General features: G+C 67.3%; 20 protein-coding genes. 13 read left to right on the forward strand and 7 right to left on the reverse strand.

Annotation, left to right across the window (positions count from 1 at the left end):
• Positions 1 to 146: 146 nt before the first annotated feature.
• Positions 147 to 905, reverse strand: a complete 759-nt coding sequence (locus tag VXD91_RS21610) for a DeoR/GlpR family DNA-binding transcription regulator (protein WP_346416358.1) — start codon at positions 903 to 905, stop codon at positions 147 to 149.
• A gap of 24 nt (positions 906 to 929) precedes the next feature.
• On the reverse strand, positions 930 to 2,903 hold the full coding sequence (locus VXD91_RS21615) for a PTS mannitol transporter subunit IICBA (protein ID WP_346416359.1): 1,974 nt from the start codon (positions 2,901 to 2,903) through the stop codon (positions 930 to 932).
• 213 nt (positions 2,904 to 3,116) lie between these two features.
• Here VXD91_RS21615 and VXD91_RS21620 point away from each other — a divergent pair, with 213 nt between their 5' ends.
• The gene (locus VXD91_RS21620; RefSeq protein WP_346416360.1) at positions 3,117 to 4,190 is read left to right on the forward strand and encodes a zinc-dependent dehydrogenase; all 1,074 of its coding nucleotides are present in this window, start codon (positions 3,117 to 3,119) and stop codon (positions 4,188 to 4,190) included.
• A 3-nt stretch (positions 4,191 to 4,193) separates the two neighbouring features.
• Here VXD91_RS21620 and VXD91_RS21625 read toward each other — a convergent pair whose 3' ends face one another.
• A complete protein-coding gene (locus VXD91_RS21625; RefSeq protein ID WP_346416361.1) occupies positions 4,194 to 4,559 on the reverse strand; it encodes a hypothetical protein in 366 nt (121 codons plus the stop codon).
• A 136-nt stretch (positions 4,560 to 4,695) separates the two neighbouring features.
• On the opposite strand from VXD91_RS21625, the gene VXD91_RS21630 reads away from it, so the two are divergent.
• The 9 genes from VXD91_RS21630 (at position 4,696) to VXD91_RS21670 (ending at position 12,870) form a co-directional block, all read left to right on the forward strand.
• On the forward strand, positions 4,696 to 6,108 hold the full coding sequence (locus VXD91_RS21630; RefSeq protein ID WP_346416362.1) for an NAD(P)H-hydrate dehydratase: 1,413 nt from the start codon (positions 4,696 to 4,698) through the stop codon (positions 6,106 to 6,108).
• A 16-nt stretch (positions 6,109 to 6,124) separates the two neighbouring features.
• Positions 6,125 to 7,504, forward strand: coding sequence for a glutamate decarboxylase (locus VXD91_RS21635; protein ID WP_212806849.1), 1,380 nt, complete (start codon positions 6,125 to 6,127; stop codon positions 7,502 to 7,504).
• A 99-nt stretch (positions 7,505 to 7,603) separates the two neighbouring features.
• Positions 7,604 to 8,749 carry an alanine racemase gene (alr, locus tag VXD91_RS21640; protein WP_346416363.1) on the forward strand — a complete coding sequence of 382 codons (1,146 nt, stop codon included), beginning with the start codon at positions 7,604 to 7,606 and terminating at the stop codon, positions 8,747 to 8,749.
• 5 nt (positions 8,750 to 8,754) lie between these two features.
• Positions 8,755 to 9,846, forward strand: a complete 1,092-nt coding sequence (locus VXD91_RS21645; protein ID WP_064859886.1) for an alpha/beta hydrolase — start codon at positions 8,755 to 8,757, stop codon at positions 9,844 to 9,846.
• Positions 9,839 to 10,300, forward strand: coding sequence for a tRNA (adenosine(37)-N6)-threonylcarbamoyltransferase complex ATPase subunit type 1 TsaE (tsaE, locus tag VXD91_RS21650; RefSeq protein ID WP_020102514.1), 462 nt, complete (start codon positions 9,839 to 9,841; stop codon positions 10,298 to 10,300). The genes VXD91_RS21645 and tsaE overlap by 8 nt, the downstream gene beginning before the upstream one ends.
• Positions 10,297 to 10,920, forward strand: a complete 624-nt coding sequence (gene tsaB / locus VXD91_RS21655; RefSeq protein WP_346416364.1) for a tRNA (adenosine(37)-N6)-threonylcarbamoyltransferase complex dimerization subunit type 1 TsaB — start codon at positions 10,297 to 10,299, stop codon at positions 10,918 to 10,920. Before tsaE ends, tsaB begins: the two co-directional genes overlap by 4 nt.
• Positions 10,917 to 11,417, forward strand: a complete 501-nt coding sequence (gene rimI, locus VXD91_RS21660; RefSeq protein ID WP_212806845.1) for a ribosomal protein S18-alanine N-acetyltransferase — start codon at positions 10,917 to 10,919, stop codon at positions 11,415 to 11,417. The genes tsaB and rimI overlap by 4 nt, the downstream gene beginning before the upstream one ends.
• On the forward strand, positions 11,414 to 12,439 hold the full coding sequence (tsaD, locus tag VXD91_RS21665) for a tRNA (adenosine(37)-N6)-threonylcarbamoyltransferase complex transferase subunit TsaD (RefSeq protein ID WP_346416365.1): 1,026 nt from the start codon (positions 11,414 to 11,416) through the stop codon (positions 12,437 to 12,439). The genes rimI and tsaD overlap by 4 nt, the downstream gene beginning before the upstream one ends.
• Complete coding sequence (locus VXD91_RS21670; protein WP_346416366.1) at positions 12,436 to 12,870, forward strand: nuclear transport factor 2 family protein; 435 nt, start codon at positions 12,436 to 12,438, stop codon at positions 12,868 to 12,870. Before tsaD ends, VXD91_RS21670 begins: the two co-directional genes overlap by 4 nt.
• A gap of 3 nt (positions 12,871 to 12,873) precedes the next feature.
• On the opposite strand, the gene VXD91_RS21675 is transcribed toward VXD91_RS21670, so the two are convergent.
• From VXD91_RS21675 to VXD91_RS21690, 4 genes are read right to left on the reverse strand one after another with little or no spacing between them, the layout of a single operon-like run.
• Positions 12,874 to 14,589, reverse strand: a complete 1,716-nt coding sequence (locus tag VXD91_RS21675) for a GMC family oxidoreductase (protein WP_346416367.1) — start codon at positions 14,587 to 14,589, stop codon at positions 12,874 to 12,876.
• 10 nt (positions 14,590 to 14,599) lie between these two features.
• The gene (locus VXD91_RS21680) at positions 14,600 to 15,625 is read right to left on the reverse strand and encodes a Rieske 2Fe-2S domain-containing protein (protein ID WP_346416368.1); all 1,026 of its coding nucleotides are present in this window, start codon (positions 15,623 to 15,625) and stop codon (positions 14,600 to 14,602) included.
• A complete protein-coding gene (locus VXD91_RS21685; RefSeq protein ID WP_346416369.1) occupies positions 15,622 to 16,596 on the reverse strand; it encodes a PDR/VanB family oxidoreductase in 975 nt (324 codons plus the stop codon). The genes VXD91_RS21680 and VXD91_RS21685 overlap by 4 nt, the downstream gene beginning before the upstream one ends.
• The gene (locus VXD91_RS21690) at positions 16,593 to 17,870 is read right to left on the reverse strand and encodes a cytochrome P450 (protein ID WP_346416370.1); all 1,278 of its coding nucleotides are present in this window, start codon (positions 17,868 to 17,870) and stop codon (positions 16,593 to 16,595) included. Before VXD91_RS21690 ends, VXD91_RS21685 begins: the two co-directional genes overlap by 4 nt.
• Positions 17,871 to 18,036: 166 nt before the next feature.
• On the opposite strand from VXD91_RS21690, the gene VXD91_RS21695 reads away from it, so the two are divergent.
• From VXD91_RS21695 to VXD91_RS21705, 3 genes are all read left to right on the forward strand, one after another.
• Positions 18,037 to 19,305: a helix-turn-helix domain-containing protein gene (locus VXD91_RS21695; protein WP_346416371.1), complete on the forward strand. Its 1,269-nt coding sequence runs from the start codon at positions 18,037 to 18,039 to the stop codon at positions 19,303 to 19,305.
• A gap of 184 nt (positions 19,306 to 19,489) precedes the next feature.
• Positions 19,490 to 20,596, forward strand: coding sequence for an Abi-alpha family protein (locus VXD91_RS21700; protein ID WP_212806841.1), 1,107 nt, complete (start codon positions 19,490 to 19,492; stop codon positions 20,594 to 20,596).
• A gap of 32 nt (positions 20,597 to 20,628) precedes the next feature.
• Entirely contained in the window at positions 20,629 to 22,050 is a 1,422-nt protein-coding gene (locus VXD91_RS21705; protein WP_064982618.1) for a hypothetical protein, read from the forward strand.
• The last annotated feature ends 8 nt before the right edge of the window (positions 22,051 to 22,058 follow it).

Below are 22,058 nucleotides of genomic sequence, written 5' to 3' on the forward strand. Positions count from 1 at the left end.
GCGAACCGCCCGGAAAGGTTGGGCGCCAACTCGGCCGGGTAGCGCATGTGCTCAGCCGGGCACGCCCGCGAACCGATGCAGCGATACACGTCGACACCCCGACCCGGCGGCCCGTCGGCCCTGCGGGATCGACTCGATCGCAACGCTTACGCGCGCACCACCGAAGGCCCTAGCGCTTCATAACGGGCCGCCTCGGCGGCCGGCAGTTCCGTACCGGTGACGATTGCTTCGAAGTCGGACACGTCGGCGAACCGGCAGAAGCTCGTCTCGCCGAATTTGGAATCGGCGGCCACCAGGATCCGCCGCATCGCGACCGACACCGCGGTCTGTTTGACCGCGGCCACGGCGGGGTCCGGGGTGGTCAGTCCGTGCTCGGGCGTGATGCCGTTGGTGCCGAGGTACGCGACGTCGATGACGAGGCTGCGTAAGCGCTCGACGGCCCAGTTGTCCACCGTGGCCAGGGTTCTCCCGCGCATGCGTCCACCGAGCAGTAACACCGTCACGGTCTCGCTGTGGGCCAGCGCTTCGGCTGCCAGCAACGACGACGTCACCACCGTCAGCTGCTGATCCGCCAGTTGTTCGGCGATCAGTCGCGGAGTGAAACCCTCATCCAGATAAACGGTTTCGGCTCCATGCAGCAGATCCGCGGCTGCGGCCGCGATCCGGTGCTTCTGGGCCAGGTCGACCTGACTGCGGTACTCGACCGTCGATTCGAATGCCGCCGTCTCCAGCGGGATGGCTCCGCCGTGGACCCGCTTGAGCATGCGCCGCCCGGCCAGCACCTTCAGGTCGCGGCGGATGGTCTCCGACGCCACGTTCAGTTCTTCGGCCAGCGCCAGCACCTCGACCCGCCCACGGGTACGGGCGAACTCGACGATCTGGCGCTGGCGGCTGTCTGAATCCACGGATGACATTCTGGCGCCCGTCGTCTACCGCGCTTCGCTCAGCACCGCCCGGACCTCCTCGGGCGTGCTGGCACGGCGCAGCCGCTCCACCTCGTCCTTGTTGAGGAACACCTGGGCGATCCGGGTGAGAAGCGCCATGTGGTCCTTGCCGGCGCCGGCGATGCCCACCACGAACTCGGCGGGCTTGCCGTTCCAGTCGATGGGTTCGGGATAGCGGACGAACGAGATCCCGGAATGCCGGATCGCGCTCTTGGCATCGTTGGTGCCGTGCGGGATCGCCAGGCCGTTGCCCATGTACGTCGACACGGACTTCTCCCGCTCGTGCATGGCGTCGACATACGAGACGTCGACGGCCTGCGCGGAGACCAGCAGGTTGCCGGCCTCGGTGATGGCGGCCTCGGCGGTGGTGGCCGAGCCGGCCAGCACGATCGAGTCGAGCGACAGCACAACGTCGGAACCGGTCGTGGGTTCGGTTGGCGCCGTGGCAGATTCGGCCGAGGACCCAGGGGCGCCGTTGGTACGTCCCAGTAGTTCCAGGATTTCGTCGTAGCGCGGCGAGTTCATGAAGTCGTCGACCGAGACATGGATGGCCGACGGGGTCTTCTGTCGGGCGCGCTCGGTGAGATCACGGTGGGTGACGGCCAACCCGTAGGTGTCGGTCAGGTTGGAGATGGCCTGGTTGACGACCGTCACGCCGGTGAAGCCGGCGTCGCGAATCTTCTTGCGCAGCACCGAGGCTCCCATCGCGGACGATCCCATGCCGGCATCACACGCGAACACGATATTGGTGATGGGAGCCGACGCGGAGCTGCCGACCAGTGCCGAGGCCACGCTGGAGCGCTTGCCCTTCAGTGCCTCCATCTCGGCGGTGGCGGCAGCCAGGTCGGGCTCGTCGGTGGCGCGGTCGGTCTTGAGTAGCACGGAGGCAACCGCGAACGAGACTGCGGCCGCCCCCAGCACCGACAGCGTGACGCCGAGGTAGCTGCCGGACGCGGTCTGGGCGTAGACGGCGATGATCGACCCGGGCGCGGCGGGCGCGCGCAGGCCGGAGCCGAACAGCACGTTGATGAAGACGCCCGTCATCCCGCCCAGGATGGTGGCGGCGATCAGCTTCGGCTTCATCAGCACGTACGGGAAGTAGATCTCGTGGATGCCGCCGAGGAACTGGATGATGGCGGCGCCCGGTGCGGATGCCTTGGCGGCGCCGCGGCCGAACACCATGAACGCCAACAGGATTCCCAGACCGGGGCCCGGATTGGCTTCCAATAGGAACAGCACGGATTTGCCGGTGGCGAGCGCCTGCGTGGTACCCAGGGGAGTGAGCACGCCATGGTTGATGGCGTTGTTGAGGAAGAGCACCTTGGCGGGCTCGATGAAGATCGAGGTCAGCGGCAGCAGGTCGTGGCCGACGAGGAAGTCGACGCCGTGGCCGGCGCCGCGGGTGAACGCCGATACCACCGGGCCGACACCGAAGAATCCGATGACGGCCAGCACCAGGCCGGCGATGCCGGCCGAGAAGTTGTTCACCAGCATCTCGAAGCCGGGGCGGATCTTGCCGTCCCACAAGGCATCCAGCTTCTTGATGACCCAGCCGCCCAAGGGCCCCATGATCATTGCGCCCATGAACATCGGAACATCGGACCCGGCAACCACGCCCATGGTGGTGATGGCACCGACGACGGCTCCGCGGGTTCCGTACACCATTCGCCCGCCGGTGGATCCGATGAGGATCGGCAGCAGGTAGGTGATCATCGGCCCGACGATGCCGCCCTTTTCGTAGGCGCCCCAGCCGCCGATGTGGGCCACCCAGCCGTCCGGGTTCTGCAGCGAGTGAAAGAGGCCGGGTAGCCAGCCGGTCTTGATGAACAGTGCGGTGATCAGGCCCCAGGCGATGAAGGCGCCGATGTTCGGCATGACCATGTTCGACAGTGCGGTGCCGAGCTGCTGAACCCGCACGCGCAGACTGGCGCGCTGCGGTGTTTCCGTAGTTGCGTTCACTGTGCTGGACCTCCACCTTGACCGGCCGCGAAGGTGATGCCCGTCACATCACCGTGTGGTTATGAGTAAAGCCCACAAATGGGCAGGATGGCAAGCAAATGGGCAAAAATGGGCAGAGAAAAGTTTGGATTTATGCCCGAATTGCCGTTAGAGTGGGCGCAGAGTGAACCACGACACACTTGCCGGCGAGGCCGGAGAACCGGAAGGAACGCCATGAAAGCGCTGCGCTACTACGCACCCGAGGACGTCCGGCTCGAAGATGTGCCCGAGCCGGTATGCGGACCCGACGAGATCAAGATCCGGGTACGCAACTGTTCGACCTGCGGCACGGACGTCAAGATCCTGCACAACGGGCACCAGAACCTGACCCCGCCGCGGACCATCGGGCACGAGATCGCCGGCGACATCGTCGAGGTGGGCGCCGACGTGAACGCCACCTACGGCACCGAGTGGGCCGAGGGCGACCGGGTTCAGGTGATCGCCGCGGTCCCGTGCGGGGAGTGCCACGAGTGCCGCAAGGGCTGGATGGCGGTATGCCAGAACCAGACTTCGATGGGCTACCAGTACGACGGCGGATTCGCCGAGTACATGATCGTGCCGCGCCGGGTACTCAAAGTCGATGGGCTGAACCGGATTCCGGACAACGTCGGCTACGACGAGGCGTCGGCCGCGGAACCCTTCGCGTGCGCCATCAATGCCCAGGATCTGCTCGGCATCGAGCCGGGTGACACCGTCGTCGTGTTCGGTGCCGGTCCCATCGGGTGCATGCACATCCGCATCGCCCGTGGTGTGCACGACTGCGGGCCGGTGTACCTCGTGGACGTCAACGACGCCCGCCTGGCGATGTCCGCCGATGCCGTCCACCCCGATGCGGTGATCAACGCGGCGGAGGTCGACGTCGTCGAGAAGGTCATGGAACTGACCGGAGGCCGCGGCGCCGATGTGGTGATCACCGCGACCGCCGCCAACATCACGCAGGAGCAGGCCATCGCGATGGCCGCGCGCAACGGCCGCATCTCGTTCTTCGGCGGCCTGCCCAAGACCAATCCGACGATCACCTGCGATTCCAACGTGGTGCACTACCGCCAGCTGCACATCCACGGCGCCAACGGATCTGCGCCCGAGCACAATAAGCGGGCGCTGCACTACATCTCAACCGGTCAGGTTCCGGTGAAGGACTTGATCACCCGGCACATCGCCCTCGACGAGGTTCTCGATGCGTTCTCGATCGTCCAGAACGGCGAGGCCATCAAGGTGACGGTGGAGCCCAGCGCGGTTCTCGTCTGAGTCTCAGCCGCCGACGGCGGCGATGTAGCCGCCGATCGCCAGCACACACAGGACGGCACACAACCCCAGCGTGCCGACGGCAAAAGGCCAGGCGCGCAGGCGCTTCACCAGTCGGATGACTGTGACGACCGTGCCGGCCAATGCCACCACCATGGCGGCGATGAAACCCGCTGCCATGACGTTGATCCCGGCGTCGATGTGACAGGTCGCCGGCGGACAGTAGTCGGTGAACGCCAACGCGAACACCGCGAAGAACGCGGCCACGCCGCCGCCGACGTAGGTGAGCACCAGCGCGCTGATCGAGGCGGCGAGGTCGCCGCTCGAGAGCGGGGGCTTGGCCGGTGGCAGCGGCGAATAGCCGTAGGTCATGGCGGGATGTTATCCGCGCCGAACATGAGCGGGTGTGCGAAAAATCCACAGAAGTTCGCACACCCGCTCATGCTCGGCACCCGAATTTGACGCACATGCCAACCCCCGCGGGGCGGATGTGCGTAACCTTCGAGCTATGCGGCACTACTACACCGCCGAGCAGATCCGCGCGGCCGAGGCGCCGCTGTTGGCTTCGCTGCCCGATGGCGTGCTCATGCGCCGGGCGGCATACGGGTTGGCGACGGCGATCGCCACCGAACTCAAGGCCCGCACCGGCGGCGTGAGCGGGCGCAGCGTCTGTGCGGTGGCGGGCTCCGGCGACAACGGCGGCGACGCGCTCTGGGCGGCGACGTTCCTGCGCCGCCGCGGTGCGGCCGCAACAGCGGTGCTCCTGAACCCGGACCGCACCCACCCGAAGGCGCTGGCCGCATTCCGAAAAGCCGGCGGCAGAGTAGTTGAAAGCATTCCGCCGTCAACCGATTTGGTGATCGACGGCGTTGTCGGCATCGGCGCCACCGGGCCGCTACGGCCCAATGCCGCGACGGTCTTCGCGGCCAACACCGCGCCCGTCGTCGCCGTCGACCTCCCCAGCGGCATCGACGTCCAGACCGGCGCCACCGACGGCGCCCATGTGCACGCCGCGCTGACCGTCACCTTCGGCGGGCTCAAACCCGTGCACGGACTGGCGGACTGCGGCCGCGTCGAACTGATCGACATCGGACTCGACCTGCCCGAACCGGCATTCCTCGGATTCGAAGCGCACGACGTCCGCGCCCGCTGGCCGGTGCCGCACCCGTCGGACGACAAGTACAGCCAAGGCGTCACGGGTGTGCTTGCCGGGTCGGCGACGTATCCGGGCGCAGCGATCCTGAGCAGCGGCGCCGCCGTCGCCGCGACCTCGGGCATGGTCCGTTACGCCGGCTCCGCGCACGCCGAAGTGGTGTCGCACTGGCCGGAAGTCGTTGCGGCGGCGGATATGACGGCTGCGGGACGGGTCCAGGCGTGGGTGGTCGGCCCCGGGCTCGGTACCGACACCGCCGGCGACGACGCGCTGCGGTTCGCGCTGGACACCGACCTGCCCGTGATCGTCGACGCCGATGCGCTGACCTTGTTGGCCGCCGACCTCGACCTCGTGGCGGACCGGGCGGCGCCGACGGTGCTGACGCCCCATGCCGGTGAATTCGCCCGGCTCGCAGGACATCCGCCCGGACCCGACCGGGTGACCGCTACCCGCGAACTGGCCGAACGTCTGGGCGCCACCGTCCTGTTGAAGGGCAACGTCACCATCATCGCCGAATCGGACGGCGCCACCTATCTCAATCCCGCCGGCCAATCCTGGGCTGCCACAGCCGGATCCGGCGACGTCCTGTCCGGCATCATCGGTGCGCTGCTGGCGTCGGGCATCGCACCGGGTGAGGCCGCCGCGATGGCGGCCTTCGTGCATGCCCGTGCGGCGGGCCTGTCCGCAGCCGACCCCGGTCCCAACCCCGCGCCCACATCGGCGCACCGCATCCTGGCCCATGTCCGGGCCGCCGTCGCATCGCTCTAACCAAGGGGGAATCAGTATGTCGCGCAAGCATGTTCATGGACCGATCATGAGTCCTGCGTACACCGGTCGGTTGTCCACCGCGCCGGTCCCATCGTTGCGTCTGCCCGACGACCCGCTGGACCCGCAGGCCGCGTACCGCTTCATCCACGACGAGCTGATGCTCGACGGCAGTTCCCGACTGAACCTCGCGACGTTCGTCACCACGTGGATGGACCCCGAGGCCGAGAAGCTGATGGCCGAGACGTTCGACAAGAACATGATCGACAAGGACGAATACCCGGCGACCGCGGCCATCGAGTCCCGCTGCGTGTCCATGGTCGCCGACCTCTTCCACGCCGAAGACCTGCGCGACGACGACCCGTCGTCGGCCTGCGGGGTCTCGACCATCGGTTCCAGCGAGGCTGTCATGCTGGCCGGCCTGGCGCTCAAGTGGCGGTGGCGCGAGAAGGTGGGCGACTGGAAGGGGCGCACCCCCAACCTGGTGATGGGCTCCAACGTCCAGGTGGTTTGGGAAAAGTTCTGCCGTTACTTCGACGTCGAGCCGCGGTACCTGCCGATGGCCGAGGACCGCTACGTCATCACCCCGGAGCAGGTGCTCGCCAATGTCGACGAGGACACCATCGGCGTGGTGGGCATCCTGGGCACCACCTTCACCGGTGAGCTGGAACCCATCGCCGAGATCTGCGCGGCGCTCGATCAGCTCGCGCAGGAGAAGGGCCTGGACATCCCAGTCCACGTCGACGCCGCCAGCGGTGGTTTCGTGGTGCCGTTCCTGCACCCAGACCTGCATTGGGATTTCCGGCTGCCGCGCGTGGTCTCGATCAACGTCAGCGGCCACAAGTACGGGCTGACGTACCCGGGCATCGGTTTCGTGGTCTGGCGCAGCAAGGAACACCTGCCCGAGGACCTCGTCTTCCGGGTCAACTACCTGGGCGGCGACATGCCGACCTTCACCCTGAATTTCTCGCGGCCCGGCAATCAGGTGGTCGGCCAGTACTACAACTTCCTGCGCCTCGGACGGGCCGGCTACACGCAGATCATGCGCTGCCTGTCGGACACCGCCCGCTGGATCGGTGACGAGCTGCGGGGCAGCGAACACTTCGAGGTCATCACCGACGGCTCGGCCATCCCGGTGATCGCCTGCCGGCTCAAGGGCAAGCGGCCCTACACCGAATTCGACGTGTCACACGCGCTGCGTGCCTACGGCTGGCAGGTGCCGGCGTACACCATGCCCGAGGGTGCGACGGACATCGCAGTGCTGCGTGTGGTGGTGCGTGAGGGCTTCTCGGCGGACCTGGCCCGTGCCCTGCGCGACGACCTGACCACCGTGCTGAACAGCCTCGACGAACTCAAACCGAAGGGCCAGTTCGACGACGTGCAGCCGTTCGCCCACTAGGGGACGAACCTGAGCTTGTGTTCCAGATCTCCGGAAAATGTGGTGCACAAGCTCAGGCTCGACGCGGACCAGCGGGCGTCTGGGAGAATCGGAGGCGATATGAGTTCGCCCGACCCTCAACCTGCTGCCCAGGCCGTCATCGACCTGGGCGCAATTGCGCATAACGTGCGGCTTCTGCGGGAACACGCAGGCAGCGCCGCGGTGATGGCGGTGGTCAAGGCCGACGGTTACGGGCACGGTGCGCCACAGGTGGCGCGTGCCGCCCTGGCGGCCGGGGCCGCCGAGCTGGGCGTCACCAACATCACCGAGGCGCTGGCACTGCGGGAGGCCGGCATCACCGCGCCCGTGCTGTCCTGGCTGAACCTGCCCGGTACCGACTTCGCTCCCGCGCTGGCCGCCGATGTGCAGGTGGCGGTGGCGTCGGTACGGCAGTTCGACGACGTGCTCGACGGCGTGCGCCGCAGCGGTGTGCCGGCGACGCTCACCGTCAAGGTCGACACCGGCCTCAGCCGCAACGGCGTCAGCCCCGCCGAATACCCGGCCCTGCTCGACGCCATCGCCCGGGCCGCGGCAGACGGCGCGGTGCACCCCCGCGGCATCATGAGTCACCTCGCATGCGGCGACGACCCGCAGCACCCGATGAACGACACCCAGGCCGAGCGCCTCACCGCCGCGCGGAAACAGGCCGCGGCGGCCGGCGTGCACTTCGAAGTGGCGCATCTGGCCAACTCGCCCGCGACCCTGACGCGGCCCGATCTGCATTTCGATGTGGTGCGGCCGGGTATCGCGGTCTACGGGCAGACGCCGATCCCCGCGCTCGGTGATTTCGGCCTGCGGCCCGTCATGACGCTGAAATGCCCTGTCACCGCGGTGCGTTCGATCAAAGCCGGCGACGGCGTGTCCTACGGGCACACCTGGATCGCCGACCGCGACACCACCGTCGGGTTGATCCCGCTCGGCTACGCCGACGGGGTTTTCCGCAGCCTGAGCGGGCGCATCGACGTCAGCATCAACGGCGCCCGCTACCGCAACATCGGCCGAATCTGTATGGACCAGTTCGTCGTTGACCTCGGACCCGACGGTGCCGGTGTCGAGGTGGGCGACGAGGCGGTGCTGTTCGGATCGGGTGCCTCCGGCGAGCCGACGGCGCAGGACTGGGCCGAACTGCTCGGCACCATCAACTACGAGGTCGTCACCAGCCCGCGGGGCCGGATCGCCCGGACCTATCGCGAGTCGACGGGCTGACGTCCATGAGCGACAACAGGAATGCCCGGTGGCTGGCGGGCATGGCCGGGCTCACGGCCGTGGGTTCGGTCGCCGGGATCAGCGTCGCCCGCTCGCTGCGCCGCCGTGGCGGTGAAGATCCTTACGCGGGTGAGGATTTCACCACGCTCGACGCCGACCGTGGGTACGTGGTGACGGCCACCGACGGCGTGCCGCTGGCGGTGCGTGAGGTCGGCCCGAAAGACGCCCGGTTGACGGTGCTCTTCGCGCACGGTTTCTGTAACAGCATGGGCTCCTTCCACTTTCAGCGGGCCCGGCTGGCCGAGCGGTGGGGCGACCAGGTCCGCATGGTGTTCTACGACCAGCGCGGTCACGGCAGGTCCTCGGCGGGCCCGACCGACTCGTACACCGTCCCGCAACTGGGGCAGGACCTCGAATCGGTGATGCGGGTGATGGCGCCGCGCGGGCCCGTGGTGCTGGTCGGTCACTCGATGGGCGGCATGACGGTGCTGTCCCACGCCCGGCAGTTTCCGCACAACTACCCGGCGCGCGTGTGCGGCGTCGCCATCCTCGCCTCTGCGGCACAAGGGGTTACCCGTTCGCCATTGGGTGAGGTGCTGCAGAACCCGGCGCTGGAGGCGGCGAAAGTCGCAGTGCGGTTCGCGCCCGGCGCGGTCAGTGCGGGCCGTGGCGCGGCGAAGGCCGTCATCGGCCCGGTGCTCAAGGCCGCGTCGTTCGGTGACGACGCGGTCAGCCCGTCGGTGGCGCGGTACGTCGAGAAGATGACGCACAATACGTCGATCCGCACGACCGTTGAATTCCTGCACGCACTCGAAACCCACGACGAGGCCGGGGCGCTGCCGGTCCTGCAGCACGTGCCCACGCTGATCGCCTGCGGCGACCACGATCTGCTCACCCCACTGGCCAAGTCCGAGGCGATGGCCCGGCAGCTGCCGAAGTCCGAGCTCGTCATTGTCGAAGGGGCGGGGCACATGGTGCACATGGAGCAACCCGAACTGATCAACGAGGCGCTGGAGCGCTTCGTCGAGCACGCCACGCCGTCACGGTTGGTGGCGCTCACCCGGCATCTGCGTGGAAAGGCCAAGCGCAATGGATGATTCGCACGGCACCGTGCACCTGCCGACCGAGGCCGACACCATGGCCCTCGGCGCCCGGTTCGGCGCCGAACTCAAGGTCGGCGACGTCGTGGTGCTCACGGGGCCGCTGGGCGCCGGGAAAACCATGCTGGCCAAGGGCATTGCGCAGGGTATGGATGTCGACGGCGCGGTGACGTCGCCGTCGTACGTGCTGGCGCGGGTGCATCCCGCCCGCCGTGCCGGACACCCCGCGATGGTGCACGTCGACATGTACCGGCTGCTCGATTCGGGCAGCACCGACCTGCTCGGAGAACTCGACTCGCTCGACCTCGACACCGACCTCGACGACGCCGTGGTGGTCGTCGAGTGGGGCGAGGGTCTGGCCGAGCGATTGTCGGCCAGCCATCTGGACATCCGGTTGGAGCGCGCCGACGACGACACCCGTACCGCTGTCTGGCATTGGAGCCGTGGATGATTCTCGCCATCGATACCGCCACCCCGGCCGTCACCGCCGGTGTGGCACGGCGTACCGCGGCCGGCGTCGAGGTGCTGGCCGAACGGATCACCCTCGATGCCCGCGCGCACGCCGAGCAGTTGACACCCAATGTGATTGCGGCCGTTGCCGATGCCGGTATCACGTTCGCCGACCTGGAAGCCGTGGTCGTCGGCTGCGGGCCGGGCCCGTTCACCGGGCTGCGGGTCGGCATGGCCACCGCGGCCGCGTACGGACAGGCGCTCGGCATCCCGGTGTACGGCGTGTGCAGCCTGGATGCGATCGCCCCGGCGACTCCCGGAGAACTGTTGGTGGTCACCGATGCCCGGCGCCGCGAGGTGTACTGGGCGCGGTACCGCGACGGCGTGCGGGTCGACGGACCGGCGGTGAGCGCCGCGGCCGACGTCGAGCCCGGGTCGGGTTCGGTGGCCGGCCCGGCCGCGCAGACCGCACTGTTCCCGTTGCCGTCGCTCGACGTCGAGTACCCCACCGTGACCGGCCTCGTGACCGCCGCCGACTGGGACCAGCCGCCCGCCGCGCTGGTGCCGCTGTACCTGCGCCGACCCGACGCGAAAACCCTTGCCGAGCGGGGACTCTCGTGACCATCGAGTACGGTCCCCTGACGGTCGGTGACGCCGACCGGTGCGGCGAGTTGGAGGCGATCCTGTTCCCGGGCGACGACCCGTGGCCGGCCGTCGCCTTCATCCGCGAGCTCGACTCGGAGCACAACCACTACGTCGCCGCACGCGACGGCAGGCTTCTGGTGGGGTATGCCGGCATCAGCCGGCTGGGCCGTAAACCGCCGTTCGAGTACGAGGTGCACACCATCGGCGTCGATCCGGCGTACCAGGGCCAGGGCATCGGCCGCGAACTGCTGGACCGGCTGTTGGCCATTGCCGACGGCGGCACCGTGTTCCTCGAGGTGCGCACCGACAACGAGCCGGCAATCGGCCTGTACGAGAGCGTCGGGTTCGTGAAAATGGGTGTGCGCAAGCGGTATTACCGGATCAGTGGCGCGGACGCGTACACCATGCGACGGGACGCGCAGGTGAGCAGCGTGTCAGGCGACGCGGACGTGAGGAGCGAGTCAGGCTCATGACAATCATCTTGGCAATCGAAAGTTCTTGTGACGAAACAGGTGTCGGCATCTGCGAATTGGGGGACGACGGCACCGTGACGCTCTTGGCCGACGAGGTCGCCTCCAGCGTCGACGAACACACGCGGTACGGCGGCGTGGTCCCCGAGATCGCCTCGCGTGCGCACCTGGAATCGCTGGGGCCCACCATGAATCGCGCCCTGGCGGCCGCCGGCATCGAGCGGCCCGACGTTGTCGCCGCGACCATCGGGCCCGGCCTGGCCGGTGCACTGTTGGTGGGTGTGGCTGCGGCCAAAGCATATTCGGCCGCGTGGGGTGTGCCGTTCTACGGCGTCAACCACCTGGGCGGGCATCTGGCCGCCGACGTCTACGACCACGGCCCGCTGCCCGAGAGCGTCGGGCTCCTGGTGTCGGGTGGTCATACGCACCTGCTGCATGTGCGATCCCTGGGTGTGCCGATCGAGGAACTCGGCAGCACCGTCGACGACGCGGCCGGCGAGGCGTACGACAAGGTGGCCCGGCTGCTCGGGCTCGGCTACCCCGGTGGCCGCGTGCTCGACGAGCTGGCCCGCCAGGGCGACCGGAATGCCATCGTGTTCCCGCGTGGCATGACCGGCCCGCGAGATGACCCGTACGCCTTCAGCTTCTCCGGCCTCAAGACCGCCGTCGCCCGCCACATGGAGAAGCACCCGGACGCGTCGCACGCCGACGTCGCCGCCGGTTTTCAGGAGGCCGTCGCGGACGTGTTGACCCGCAAGGCGGTTCGCGCGGCCACCGACCTGGGCGTGTCCACCCTGCTGATCGCCGGGGGTGTGGCCGCCAATTCACGGCTGCGCGAGCTGGCCGAAGAGCGTTGCGCCGAGGCCGGTTTGACGCTGCGGGTGCCGCGGCCGCGACTGTGCACCGACAATGGGGCCATGATCGCCTCGTTCGCCGCGCACCTGATCGCGGCGGGAGCCAAGCCGTCGCGTCTCGACGTGCCGAGCGACCCGGGGCTGCCGGTGGTGAAAGGCCAGATCGCGTGAGCCTCCAGGAATCCGCGGACAAACTGGAGATCACCGAGCTGCTGTACCGGTACGCCGAACTGATCGACGCCGGTGACTTCGACGGCGTCGGAAAACTGTTGGGGCACGGCAACTTCATGGGCGTCGCCGGCGCCGAGGCCATCGCGGCGCTGTTCGCCGAGACCACCCGCCGTTTCCCCGAGCACGGGAACACCCCGCGCACCCGGCATCTGGTGCTCAACCCGATCGTCGAACTCGACGGCGATACCGCTCATGCGCGGTCGACGTTCTGCGTGGTGCAGCAGACCGAAACGGTGCCGCTGCAACCCATCGTGGTGGGCCGGTACGCCGATACGTTCGCGCGCGACGACGCCGGTTGGTACTTCACCGAACGTGTCGCGGATGTTCAGATGGTCGGCAACGTATCCGACCACCTGAACATCGCGCTGTAGCCGTTACGCGTCGTTCGCGGCCGGGGAGAGCGGGATGAGGGGCAGTCGCAGCGCCCCCGGAGCGCCTTCCGGCACAACGGGTTTGATCGGCGCGACTGCGTCCACGCGGCGATAGGGCTGGCCCTGCTGGGGACGCAGGTCCTCCTCGCCCTTGTTGGGCCACATCGCCGCCGCACGTTCGGCCTGGGCCGTGATGGTCAGCGACGGGTTCACCCCGAGGTTCGCCGAAACCGCCGACCCGTCAACGACACTCAGCGTCGGGTAGCCGTAGACGCGGTGGTACGGATCGATGACAGCGTTCGAGGCATCCGAGCCGATGGCGCAACCGCCGAGGAAATGCGCGGTCATCGGAATGTTGAACAGCTCGCCCCAAGTACCGGCCGTCACACCGTCGATCTTCTGTGCAACCCGGCGGGTCGCGTCATTGCCGGCCGGGATCCACGTCGGGTTGGGCTGGCCGTGGCCCTGCTTGCTCGACAGGTGCCGGCCGCGCAGACCTCGCTTGGTGAACGTGGTGATCGAGTTGTCCAGGTTCTGCATCACCAGCGAAATCACCGTGCGCTCACTCCAATTGCCCACCGTCAGGACCCGCAGCAGCGCGCGCGGATGCTTTACGGCCAGGCCGAGCGCCTTCAGCCAGCGCGGCCACCGGCCGCCGCCGTCGGTCATCAGCGTCTGCAGCAGACCCATCGCGTTGGAGCCCTTGCCGTAGCGCACCGATTCGATGTGGGTGTCGCTGGTCGGATGGAACGACGACGTGATGGCGACGCCGCGGGTCAGGTCCAGCGCCGGATCGACCTTGTATTTCATTGCGCCGACGATGGATTCGGAGTTGGTGCGGGTGAGCACGCCGAGGCGGTCCGACAGCTGGGGCAGGGTGCCGCTGTCCTTCATCTTGTGCAGCAGGTTCTGCGTGCCCCAGGTACCGGCCGCCAGGACGACGTGCCGTGCCGTGAAGGTCCGACGGTTCTTGCGCAGGGTCCGGCCGGTGCGCACGGTGTCGATCTCCCAGATGCCGCTCGGGCTCTGTCGCACCGAATCGACCGTGGTCAGCGGATGCACTGTGGCGCCGGCATTCTCGGCCAGACCGAGGTAGTTCTTCAGCAGCGTGTTCTTGGCGCCGTAGCGGCAGCCCGTCATGCAGCTGCCGCATTCGATGCACCCGGTGCGGTCCGGTCCGACGCCGCCGAAGAACGGGTCGGGCACGGTCTTGCCGGGTTCACCGAAGAACACCCCGACCGGCGTCTGGACGAACGTGTCGCCCACACCCATGTCCTCGGCGACCGCTTTCATGATCTCGTCGGCCGGGGTCATGCTCGGGTTGATCACCACGCCCAGCATGCGCCTGGCCTGGTCGTAGAACGGCGAGAGCTCGTCGGACCAGTCGGTGATGTGGGCCCACTGCGGGTCGTTGAAGAACGTCGCGGGTGGCTTGTAGAGCGTGTTGGCGTAGTTGAGCGACCCGCCACCGACGCCCGCCCCGGCCAGGATGACGACGTCGCGCAGCATGTGGATGCGCTGAATGCCATAGCAGCCCAGCTTGGGAGCCCAGACGAATTTCCGGACGTCCCAACTGGTTTTGGGGAACTGGTCGTCGGTGAACCGGCGGCCGGCCTCCAGAACGCCGACGCGGTAGCCCTTCTCGGTCAGTCGCAGCGCGGTGACGCTGCCGCCGAATCCGGACCCGACGACGATCACGTCATAGTCGGTGTTGGACATGTGGCTCTCCTCAGTTGAAAAAGCTGGTTTCGTCGTCGACCATGTCCATGGCGATGCGCCGGGCCCGGATCGCGGCCCGGTCGGCCTTGACGTTGATGTCGCGCCGGCGGCCACCGGGTTCGTCGAGCCGCCGCTGGATCGTCTCCAGGATGGCCGCATCGCGAACGGCCCACTCGTGGAACATGATCCGCAGGTACTCGGTGACGGTGTCCTCGGCGCCGGCGTAGTTGCGTGCCATCTGCAGGAAGACGTGCGTCGAGCCCGGCGATTCGGGCGTGAACCCGTGAATCCGCAACAGCCCATAGGATTCGCCGTCGTCGATTTCGATGGCGTAGTGCTGCGTGTGCAGCGCGGGGGACACGAAGGTCCCCTCTTCGCGCCGGGTGGCCACCGACTCTTCGGGCAACCCGGTGATCGCCGACTCCCACGGCGCCAGCCGACTCGGGGGAGTGGACCGGGTGTAGGCCACCGAGCGTTCGGAGATCTCGACCTCGTTGAGCGGCGGCAGCTGCTGAATATCCGGCGGCACGACCTCGGGATGCGTGACGAACACATCGGTCAGGTCGAGGTAATGCTCATGCAGCAGAAGGTAATTCGCCTCGACGCGCAGCACCTCGGTGGTGCTGGTCCAGCCGGTACCGTCCAGGTACCACGGCACGCGTGGCGGTGGGCGCAGGGCGGCGGCGCGCGGTTCGCCGAGCCAGATCCAGACGAACGGCGCGGTCTCGACGACCGGGTACGCCGCCACCCGGGCACCGGGCGGCACGTTCTCCTGCGACGGCACGTCGGCCAGACAGCCGTCGGGCTCGTAGCTGAAGCCGTGATAGCCGCAGACCACACGGTCGCCGTCCCGCCGGCCCTCCGACAGGGGATAGGCGCGGTGCACGCAGCGGTCCTCCAGGGCGACCACTTCACCGGACGCGCGGCGGTACAGGACCACGTGCTTGTCCAGCAGACGCCGGGCCAGCAGTCCCGCGCCGACCTCAGCGCTGAGCGCTGCCACGTACCAGCAGTTCAACGGGTAGTTGGTTCTCATAGGTCGAGCACCAGCCTTTCGGACCGGGAGCGCGAGACGCAGATCATGATGCTTTTGTTCTCCGCCTTCTCCGAGTCGTTGAGCACGGAGTCGCGGTGATCGCCGATGCCGGCGATGATTTCGCATTCACAGGTGCCGCACACGCCTTCCATGCACGACCCCAGTACGTCCAGGCCCGCTTCTTCGGCGACGTCGTAGATCGTCTTGTCCGACGGCACGGTCAGGGTGATGCCGGAACGCTGGCATTCGATCTCGAACGTGTCGAGGGCGTCGGCCGGTTCCTCGATGGTCTTCGCCGAGAAGCGCTCGAGGTGCAGGCTGCCGTCGGGCCAGGCCTGGCAGCCCTTCTCGACCGCGTCGAGCAGGCCCTCGGGCCCACAGCAGTAGACCAACGTCTTGTCTTGCGGCGCCGCCAGCACCGCCGCCAGCTTGGTCCGGAACGCGTCGCCGTGCTCGTCGCGCGCGCAGATGGTCACGCGGTCGCCGAAGCGTTCCAGCGCGTCCAGGTACGCCATCGACGAGCGGGCGCTGCCACCGTAGATCAGCTGCCAGTCGGCGCCGGTGGCCTCGGCGGCCTCGATCATCGGGAGCATCGGCGTGATGCCGATACCGCCGGCGACGAACTGGTAGCGCGGCGAGTTCACGAGCGCGAAGTGGTTGCGCGGCCCGCGCACCCGGACCGTGGTGCCCTCGTGGAGCTTGTCGTGGACGTACTGCGAGCCACCACGGCTGTTCGGATCGAGCAGGATGCCCACCTGCCACTCGGTGCGGCTGGCGGTGCTGCCGCACAAGGAGTACTGCCGCGTCAGCGACGGCGACATGACCAGGTCGATGTGAGCGCCGGGGGCCCACTCGGGCAGGTCCGCGCCGGAGGGGTCGGCGAGGGTCAGCGTGACGACACCGTCCGCTGATTGTTCGCGCCGGCGGACCTCGAGGTCGACCTCGACTTCCCGGTATGCAGCGTTACTCACAGTGCCCTCTGTTCTTCGCCCGAGCGGCTCATCGCCGTGCGACGGACGGGGATCGACTTGTACTGGTTGAGGAACAGCGCCCGTACGCGGGTCGGGTCACCGTCCAGCGTGAGGTCGGGGAACCGGCGGACGGTCTCCTGAATCCACAGCTTCAGTTCGAGGCGCGCCAGGTTGGCGCCGAGGCAGAAGTGCTTGCCGCGGCCGCCGAAGGCCTGGTGCGTGTCCGCCAGCCCCTCGCGGGTGATGTCGAACTCGTGCGGGTTCTCGAAGACGGTCTCGTCCCGGTTGGACGCCAGGTACCACAGGAGCAGCCGGTCGCCTTCCTTGATCTGCTTGCCGTGCAGTTCGAAGTCGGTGGTCGCGGCCCGGCCCATGAAGGCGAAGGCGGGCGCGTAGCGCAGGCCCTCCTCGACGGTGGGTTCGAGCAGCTCCGGGTTCTCCTGCAGCAGGATCAGCTGATCCGGGTTCTGCATCAGGGCCAGCATCGTCGCGCTGTAGGTGGCGCGCGTCGAGTCGTTGCCGGCCGTCATGAGCAGAGTGAAGAACGTGGCCATCTCGAGTTCGGTGAGCTTCTCGCCGTCGATTTCGGCGTTCATCACCGCGGTGATCAGGTCGTCGCGCGGGTTGTCCCGGCGCTGGGCCATCTGCTCGCCCAGATACGTGATGATCTCGCCGACGATGGCGCCGGCGTCGTCCCACTGCGTACGGATCTCCGGATCCTCGAACGCGCTGAACACGTTGGTCCAGTAGACGAGGCGCTCGTCGTCCTCCGCGGGCGTGCCGAGCATCGAGCCGATCACGCGGGCCGGCACCGGCCGCGCGACGTCGCGGACCAGGTCGAAGCTCTCGCGGTCGGCCACGCTGTCGAGGACGTCGTTGATGATCTGCTTGATGGCCTCTTCGTGGGCCGCGACGCGTTCGGGCGTGAACGCCTTGATGACGAGGGCCTTGAGCCGGTCGTGCCGGGGCGGGTCCATCGAAATCAGCTGCAGCCGCTGGACATCCAGCTGCACACCGATGTCGTCGACGTTGAAGATGCCGCGCTTCTCGGACGAGAACGTGCGGTGGTCGCGGCTGACGGTGCGCACGTCGTCGAAGCGGGTGATGGACCAGAAGCCACCTTCGCCGGGGACGTTGCGCTGCGGGCTGTAGTGCACCGGGTCCTCGCGTTGCATTCGGGCGAACAGTTCGTACGGCGGACCGTCGTCCCACACCGCGGGGTCGGCAAGGTCGACGGCGGCGAGGTCCACTTCGGTTGCGGCGGCAGTGGTCACGGTGCCCTCCTGGTTGGTCTGATGTTTACGAAAGCTATTCACCGCGGCCGCCGCGATCGACGTCTCGGGACGACCAACTCTCGGAGCGTTTACGGAGCGTCGTTGTCGTGTGGCGACAAAGCCCGATTTGCAGCAACTTCGGCGCCGCGTGATCTACGGTCGTTTCATGCCGGAACGACGCGTCGACGAGAGTGCCGTCGTCGCGCGCGCAGCCGAGGTGATCGGCGGGCTCGACGGCAAGTTGGGTGACATCACGCAGTCGATCCAGAAGATCCTCCTCACCGAGATCGCCGAGCTCAGCGAGGATGCGCAACTGATGGAACTGCAGGCGCACACGGTCGCGGCCAACGTCGAGACCGTCTTCGCCTCGATCCGCCACCGGATCCCGATCGAGGACGTCGTCCCGCCGACGGAGTCGCTCGAACACGCCAGGCGGATGGCGCAGCGCGGCGTTCCCGCAAATGCGGTGGTACGCGCCTACCGGCTGGGCCACCAGGAAGTGATGAACTTCGTGCTCGACGAGATCGCGGACTCGGACATGGATCCGCGGTGGGGCCTCGAAGTTTTCAAGTACTTCCAGACCGTCGCGTTCGGCTACATCGACTGGATTTCGCAGCAGGTCCTCACCACCTACCAGCAGGAGTACGACCGCTGGGTGGAGAACCGAAACAGTATGCGGGCGCAGCGGGTTCGCGCCATTCTGACCACGGCCGGCGGTGACGTCGACGAGCTCACCGAGGAAATCCGCTACCCGCTGCAGCGCGTGCACCTCGCGCTGGCGCTGTGGTACCCCGATGACAACGGCGGCGACGAGCTCGTCCGCATGGAGCGTTTCGCCAACCATCTCGCCTCGTCGCTGGGCACCCACGAGCCGCCGCTGTTCTTGTCGGTCGACCATCTCACCGCGTGGGTCTGGCTGCCGCTGTCCGCGCACAGCGCCGAGGGTGCGTCGGATCGGATCCGGGAATTCGCCGCGACACAACAAGATTCGCCGTGGATCGCGCTCGGTAATCCGTTGCCCGGCATCGAAGGGTTCCGGCGTTCGCATGAACAGGCGGTGGCCGCCCGCGCGGTGGCGGTCGTGTCCGGTTCGGTCGAACGGCGTATCACCGCGGCGAGCGACCCAGGGCTGCCTGTCGCGACGCTGCTGGGCGACAACGTCGGAGCGGTCGGTGCGTGGGTGGCCGAAATCCTGGGCCCGCTGGCGAGCGACACCGAGAACGACGAACGGCTCCGCGAGACGTTGCGGGTGTTCCTGCGGACCGGCTCGAGTTTCAAAGCGGCCGCCGACGAAATGCATCTGCATTCGAATTCGATCAAGTACCGGGTGAACCGCGCGATCAGTCGCCGGGGCACGCCGATCGTCGACGACCGCATCGAGGTCGAGGTCGCATTGCTGCTGTGCCACTGGTTCGGTCAGGCCGTTCTGAACTGACAATTCGTCGCGGCGGGCCATTTGTGGACCGTCGACAACGCGTGCCCTGGGTGTGGTACGAACTTTGGCTGTTTGCGACGTAGTTCGCTTGCGCTGCCGTCAGTAGTTTTTGGATCACTGCGAAACGCATATCAGCGAGCCGGTCCTTTGGATAATTACTCGCACGGTCCGACGGAGGCGAATCATGGGCGACGATCCAAAATCCGACAAAGCGCGTGGCGCGTCGCCTTCCGACGATCGCGGTCAAGATCAAAATCAGAGCAGTAATCCCTTGGGCGCCTTGGTCGATCCGCTCACCAAGCTGGGTATCGACACCGCGCGCGACATCGCGGCCGCCGTGCAATCGACCCGGGCCGCCGCCGGGGATCTGCTGAAGGTCGTCAATATTCTGAGTCGGCTTCCCGGGCGCGAGACGCAGCCGGCGCCGGCAGCGATCCCGTCGTCGCCGGAACCGGCCGATGACAGCGATATTGACGACGATGACGAAAATGCCGCTGCCGCAACCGCTGTGCTGCCCGTCGTGGCACCGGACGAATTGCCGGTCGAAAACCCGGGACTCTTCGGCGGCTTGAAGCGCGCCGCGGAGTCGGCGCTGAATCCTGCCGCTGTCCTCGGCGTTGCCGTCACACCGGTGCGCCGCGTGATGAGCTCTGGCGACACTGCCAAGAAGAAGTCCGAACATCGCGACGGGGACAAGAAGGCCGCGAAGCACGACAGCGACGCCGAGCTACGCCATTGGGGCGACGAGCTGATTGCCAAGTCGCAGAAGCCGACACGTAAACAGGCGCACCGTCATCCGGCATTCGGCCAGATCCTCAGTGAGCTGGCACCGGACGAGGTTCGGATGCTGCGCTTCCTGGCCGTCGCGGGCACCCAGCCGTCCATCGACATCCGGACGAAGACGATGTTCCAGGTCGGCTCGGAGCGGCTCGTCAGCGGCGTGAACATGATCGCGGACATGGCCGGGTGCCGGTGGCCGGAGGCCGACCAACGTTATCTCGCGAACCTCAATCGTCTTGGCCTGGTGCGCTTTTCGTCCGAGCCGGTGGCGGACTACCGGCGCTACGCGCTGCTCGAGGTGCAACCACGCGCGCTCGAGGTGACCGAGGCGATACCCAAGACCATCAGCGTGTACCGCAGCATCTATCTGTCGGAGTTCGGCCAACAGTTCTGCGAGGTCTGCATCGACACCGACGGCTACAACGCCGGGGGATGGGCCACTGATGAGCGCGGCGACAAGATCATCGGGAAAGGCCCACCTGATCCCGCCGCGCACAAACCCAAGCACTGATCCGACCCCCCCGACAAGCCCAGGGATATTTCATGACAACGCTCGCCGCCGGGCCCTTTCTTGATTGGGAGGAGCTCACCGGACAATCGAAATTCGTCGTCGACATCATCAGCGTGCCGATCTTCAGCGCGATCGCCGGCTTGATCACCAACTGGACCGGCGTCATCATGTTGTTCGCGCCCGTCCGGTTCACCGGCTTCTATGTGCCGGGCCTGAAACGGATATTTCCCTTTCTGCCCCGCAAGGTCCAGATTCTGCCCACCTTCGCGCCCAACGGAATTCTGGGTTTCCAGGGATTCATTCCGTGTCGTGCCGAGAAGATGGCCAGCCTCATCGTCGACACGTCCATAGCCCGGATCGGCAAGATCTCGGACTTCTACGAACAACTCAATCCAGACAAACTCGCGAAAGCCATTGCGGTGGCGGCCAGGCCGGATATCGGCCGGCTGACCACCGAGATCATCGAGGCCCGGCATCCGCAGATGTGGCGGTCGCTGCCCCAGCCGTTGAAGGACGAGGTGCTGCAGACCGTCGACGCCGAGTTGCCGACCATCTCCAAGCGGGCCTTCGCCAAGATCGGTGAGAACATCGACCAGCTGCTCAACGTCAAGCTGATGACCGTCAACTTCCTGCGCCGCAACCCGGAAGTGTTGCGGGACATCATCAAAGGCATGGCGGTGCCCGAACTGCGCTTCATGGTGCGCATCGGCGCGCTGGGCTTCCCGTTCGGTGTGCTGCTCGCGCTGTGGCTGTCGCTGATCTACTACTCCAGCGATGAAGCGCGCGAACACGCCGCGGCCCATGGCGGTTTCGCGATCCACCTGCCGGGGTTCCTCGACTCGATCCTGCACTTCCTGCCGACCTGGCTGTGGGTGCTCGGCGGCGCCGCCGTGATCGGCATCGTCGTCAACATCATCGCGATCAAGGTGGTGTTCGAGCCCGGCGAGCCGCAGCCCCGTTACAAATACCTCTGGAAGCAAGGGCTTTTCGCGAAGCGGCAGCACCAGGCCGCCCACGAACTCGCGACGATGCTGTCGCTACAGGTCCTGACCGTCAAGAACTTCGCGCACGAACTGCTCAACGGCGCCAGCGCGGACAAGACCCGGGCGCTGATCCAGTCCGCGGTCGGTGAAGAGGCCGAGCGCATCCTGGGCCCGTACCTGGTCGTCGCGCGCAACTCGTTCGGCGTCGTGGATGTCGAAGGCCTGCAACGCGGCGCCGGCGACAAGCTGGTCGACTTCGCGCCGAGCGTCCTCTACGACCCCGGGTTCAACAAGACGCAGGCCAAGAAGATCGAGACGTTCGCGACCGAGAAGTTCCGGGCGCTGCCGCCCGACAAGTTCGGCGAGATGCTGTACTCGGCCATCGAGCAGGACGCCTGGCTGCTGTACGCCCACGGTGGGCTCCTGGGCATCCTCGTCGGCGCCGTCCACATCCTCGTCTTCGGTGCCTGACACCCCGA

The sequence above is a fragment of the Mycobacterium sp. SM3041 genome (genome assembly GCF_039668335.1).
Taxonomy (GTDB): Bacteria; Actinomycetota; Actinomycetes; order Mycobacteriales; family Mycobacteriaceae; genus Mycobacterium.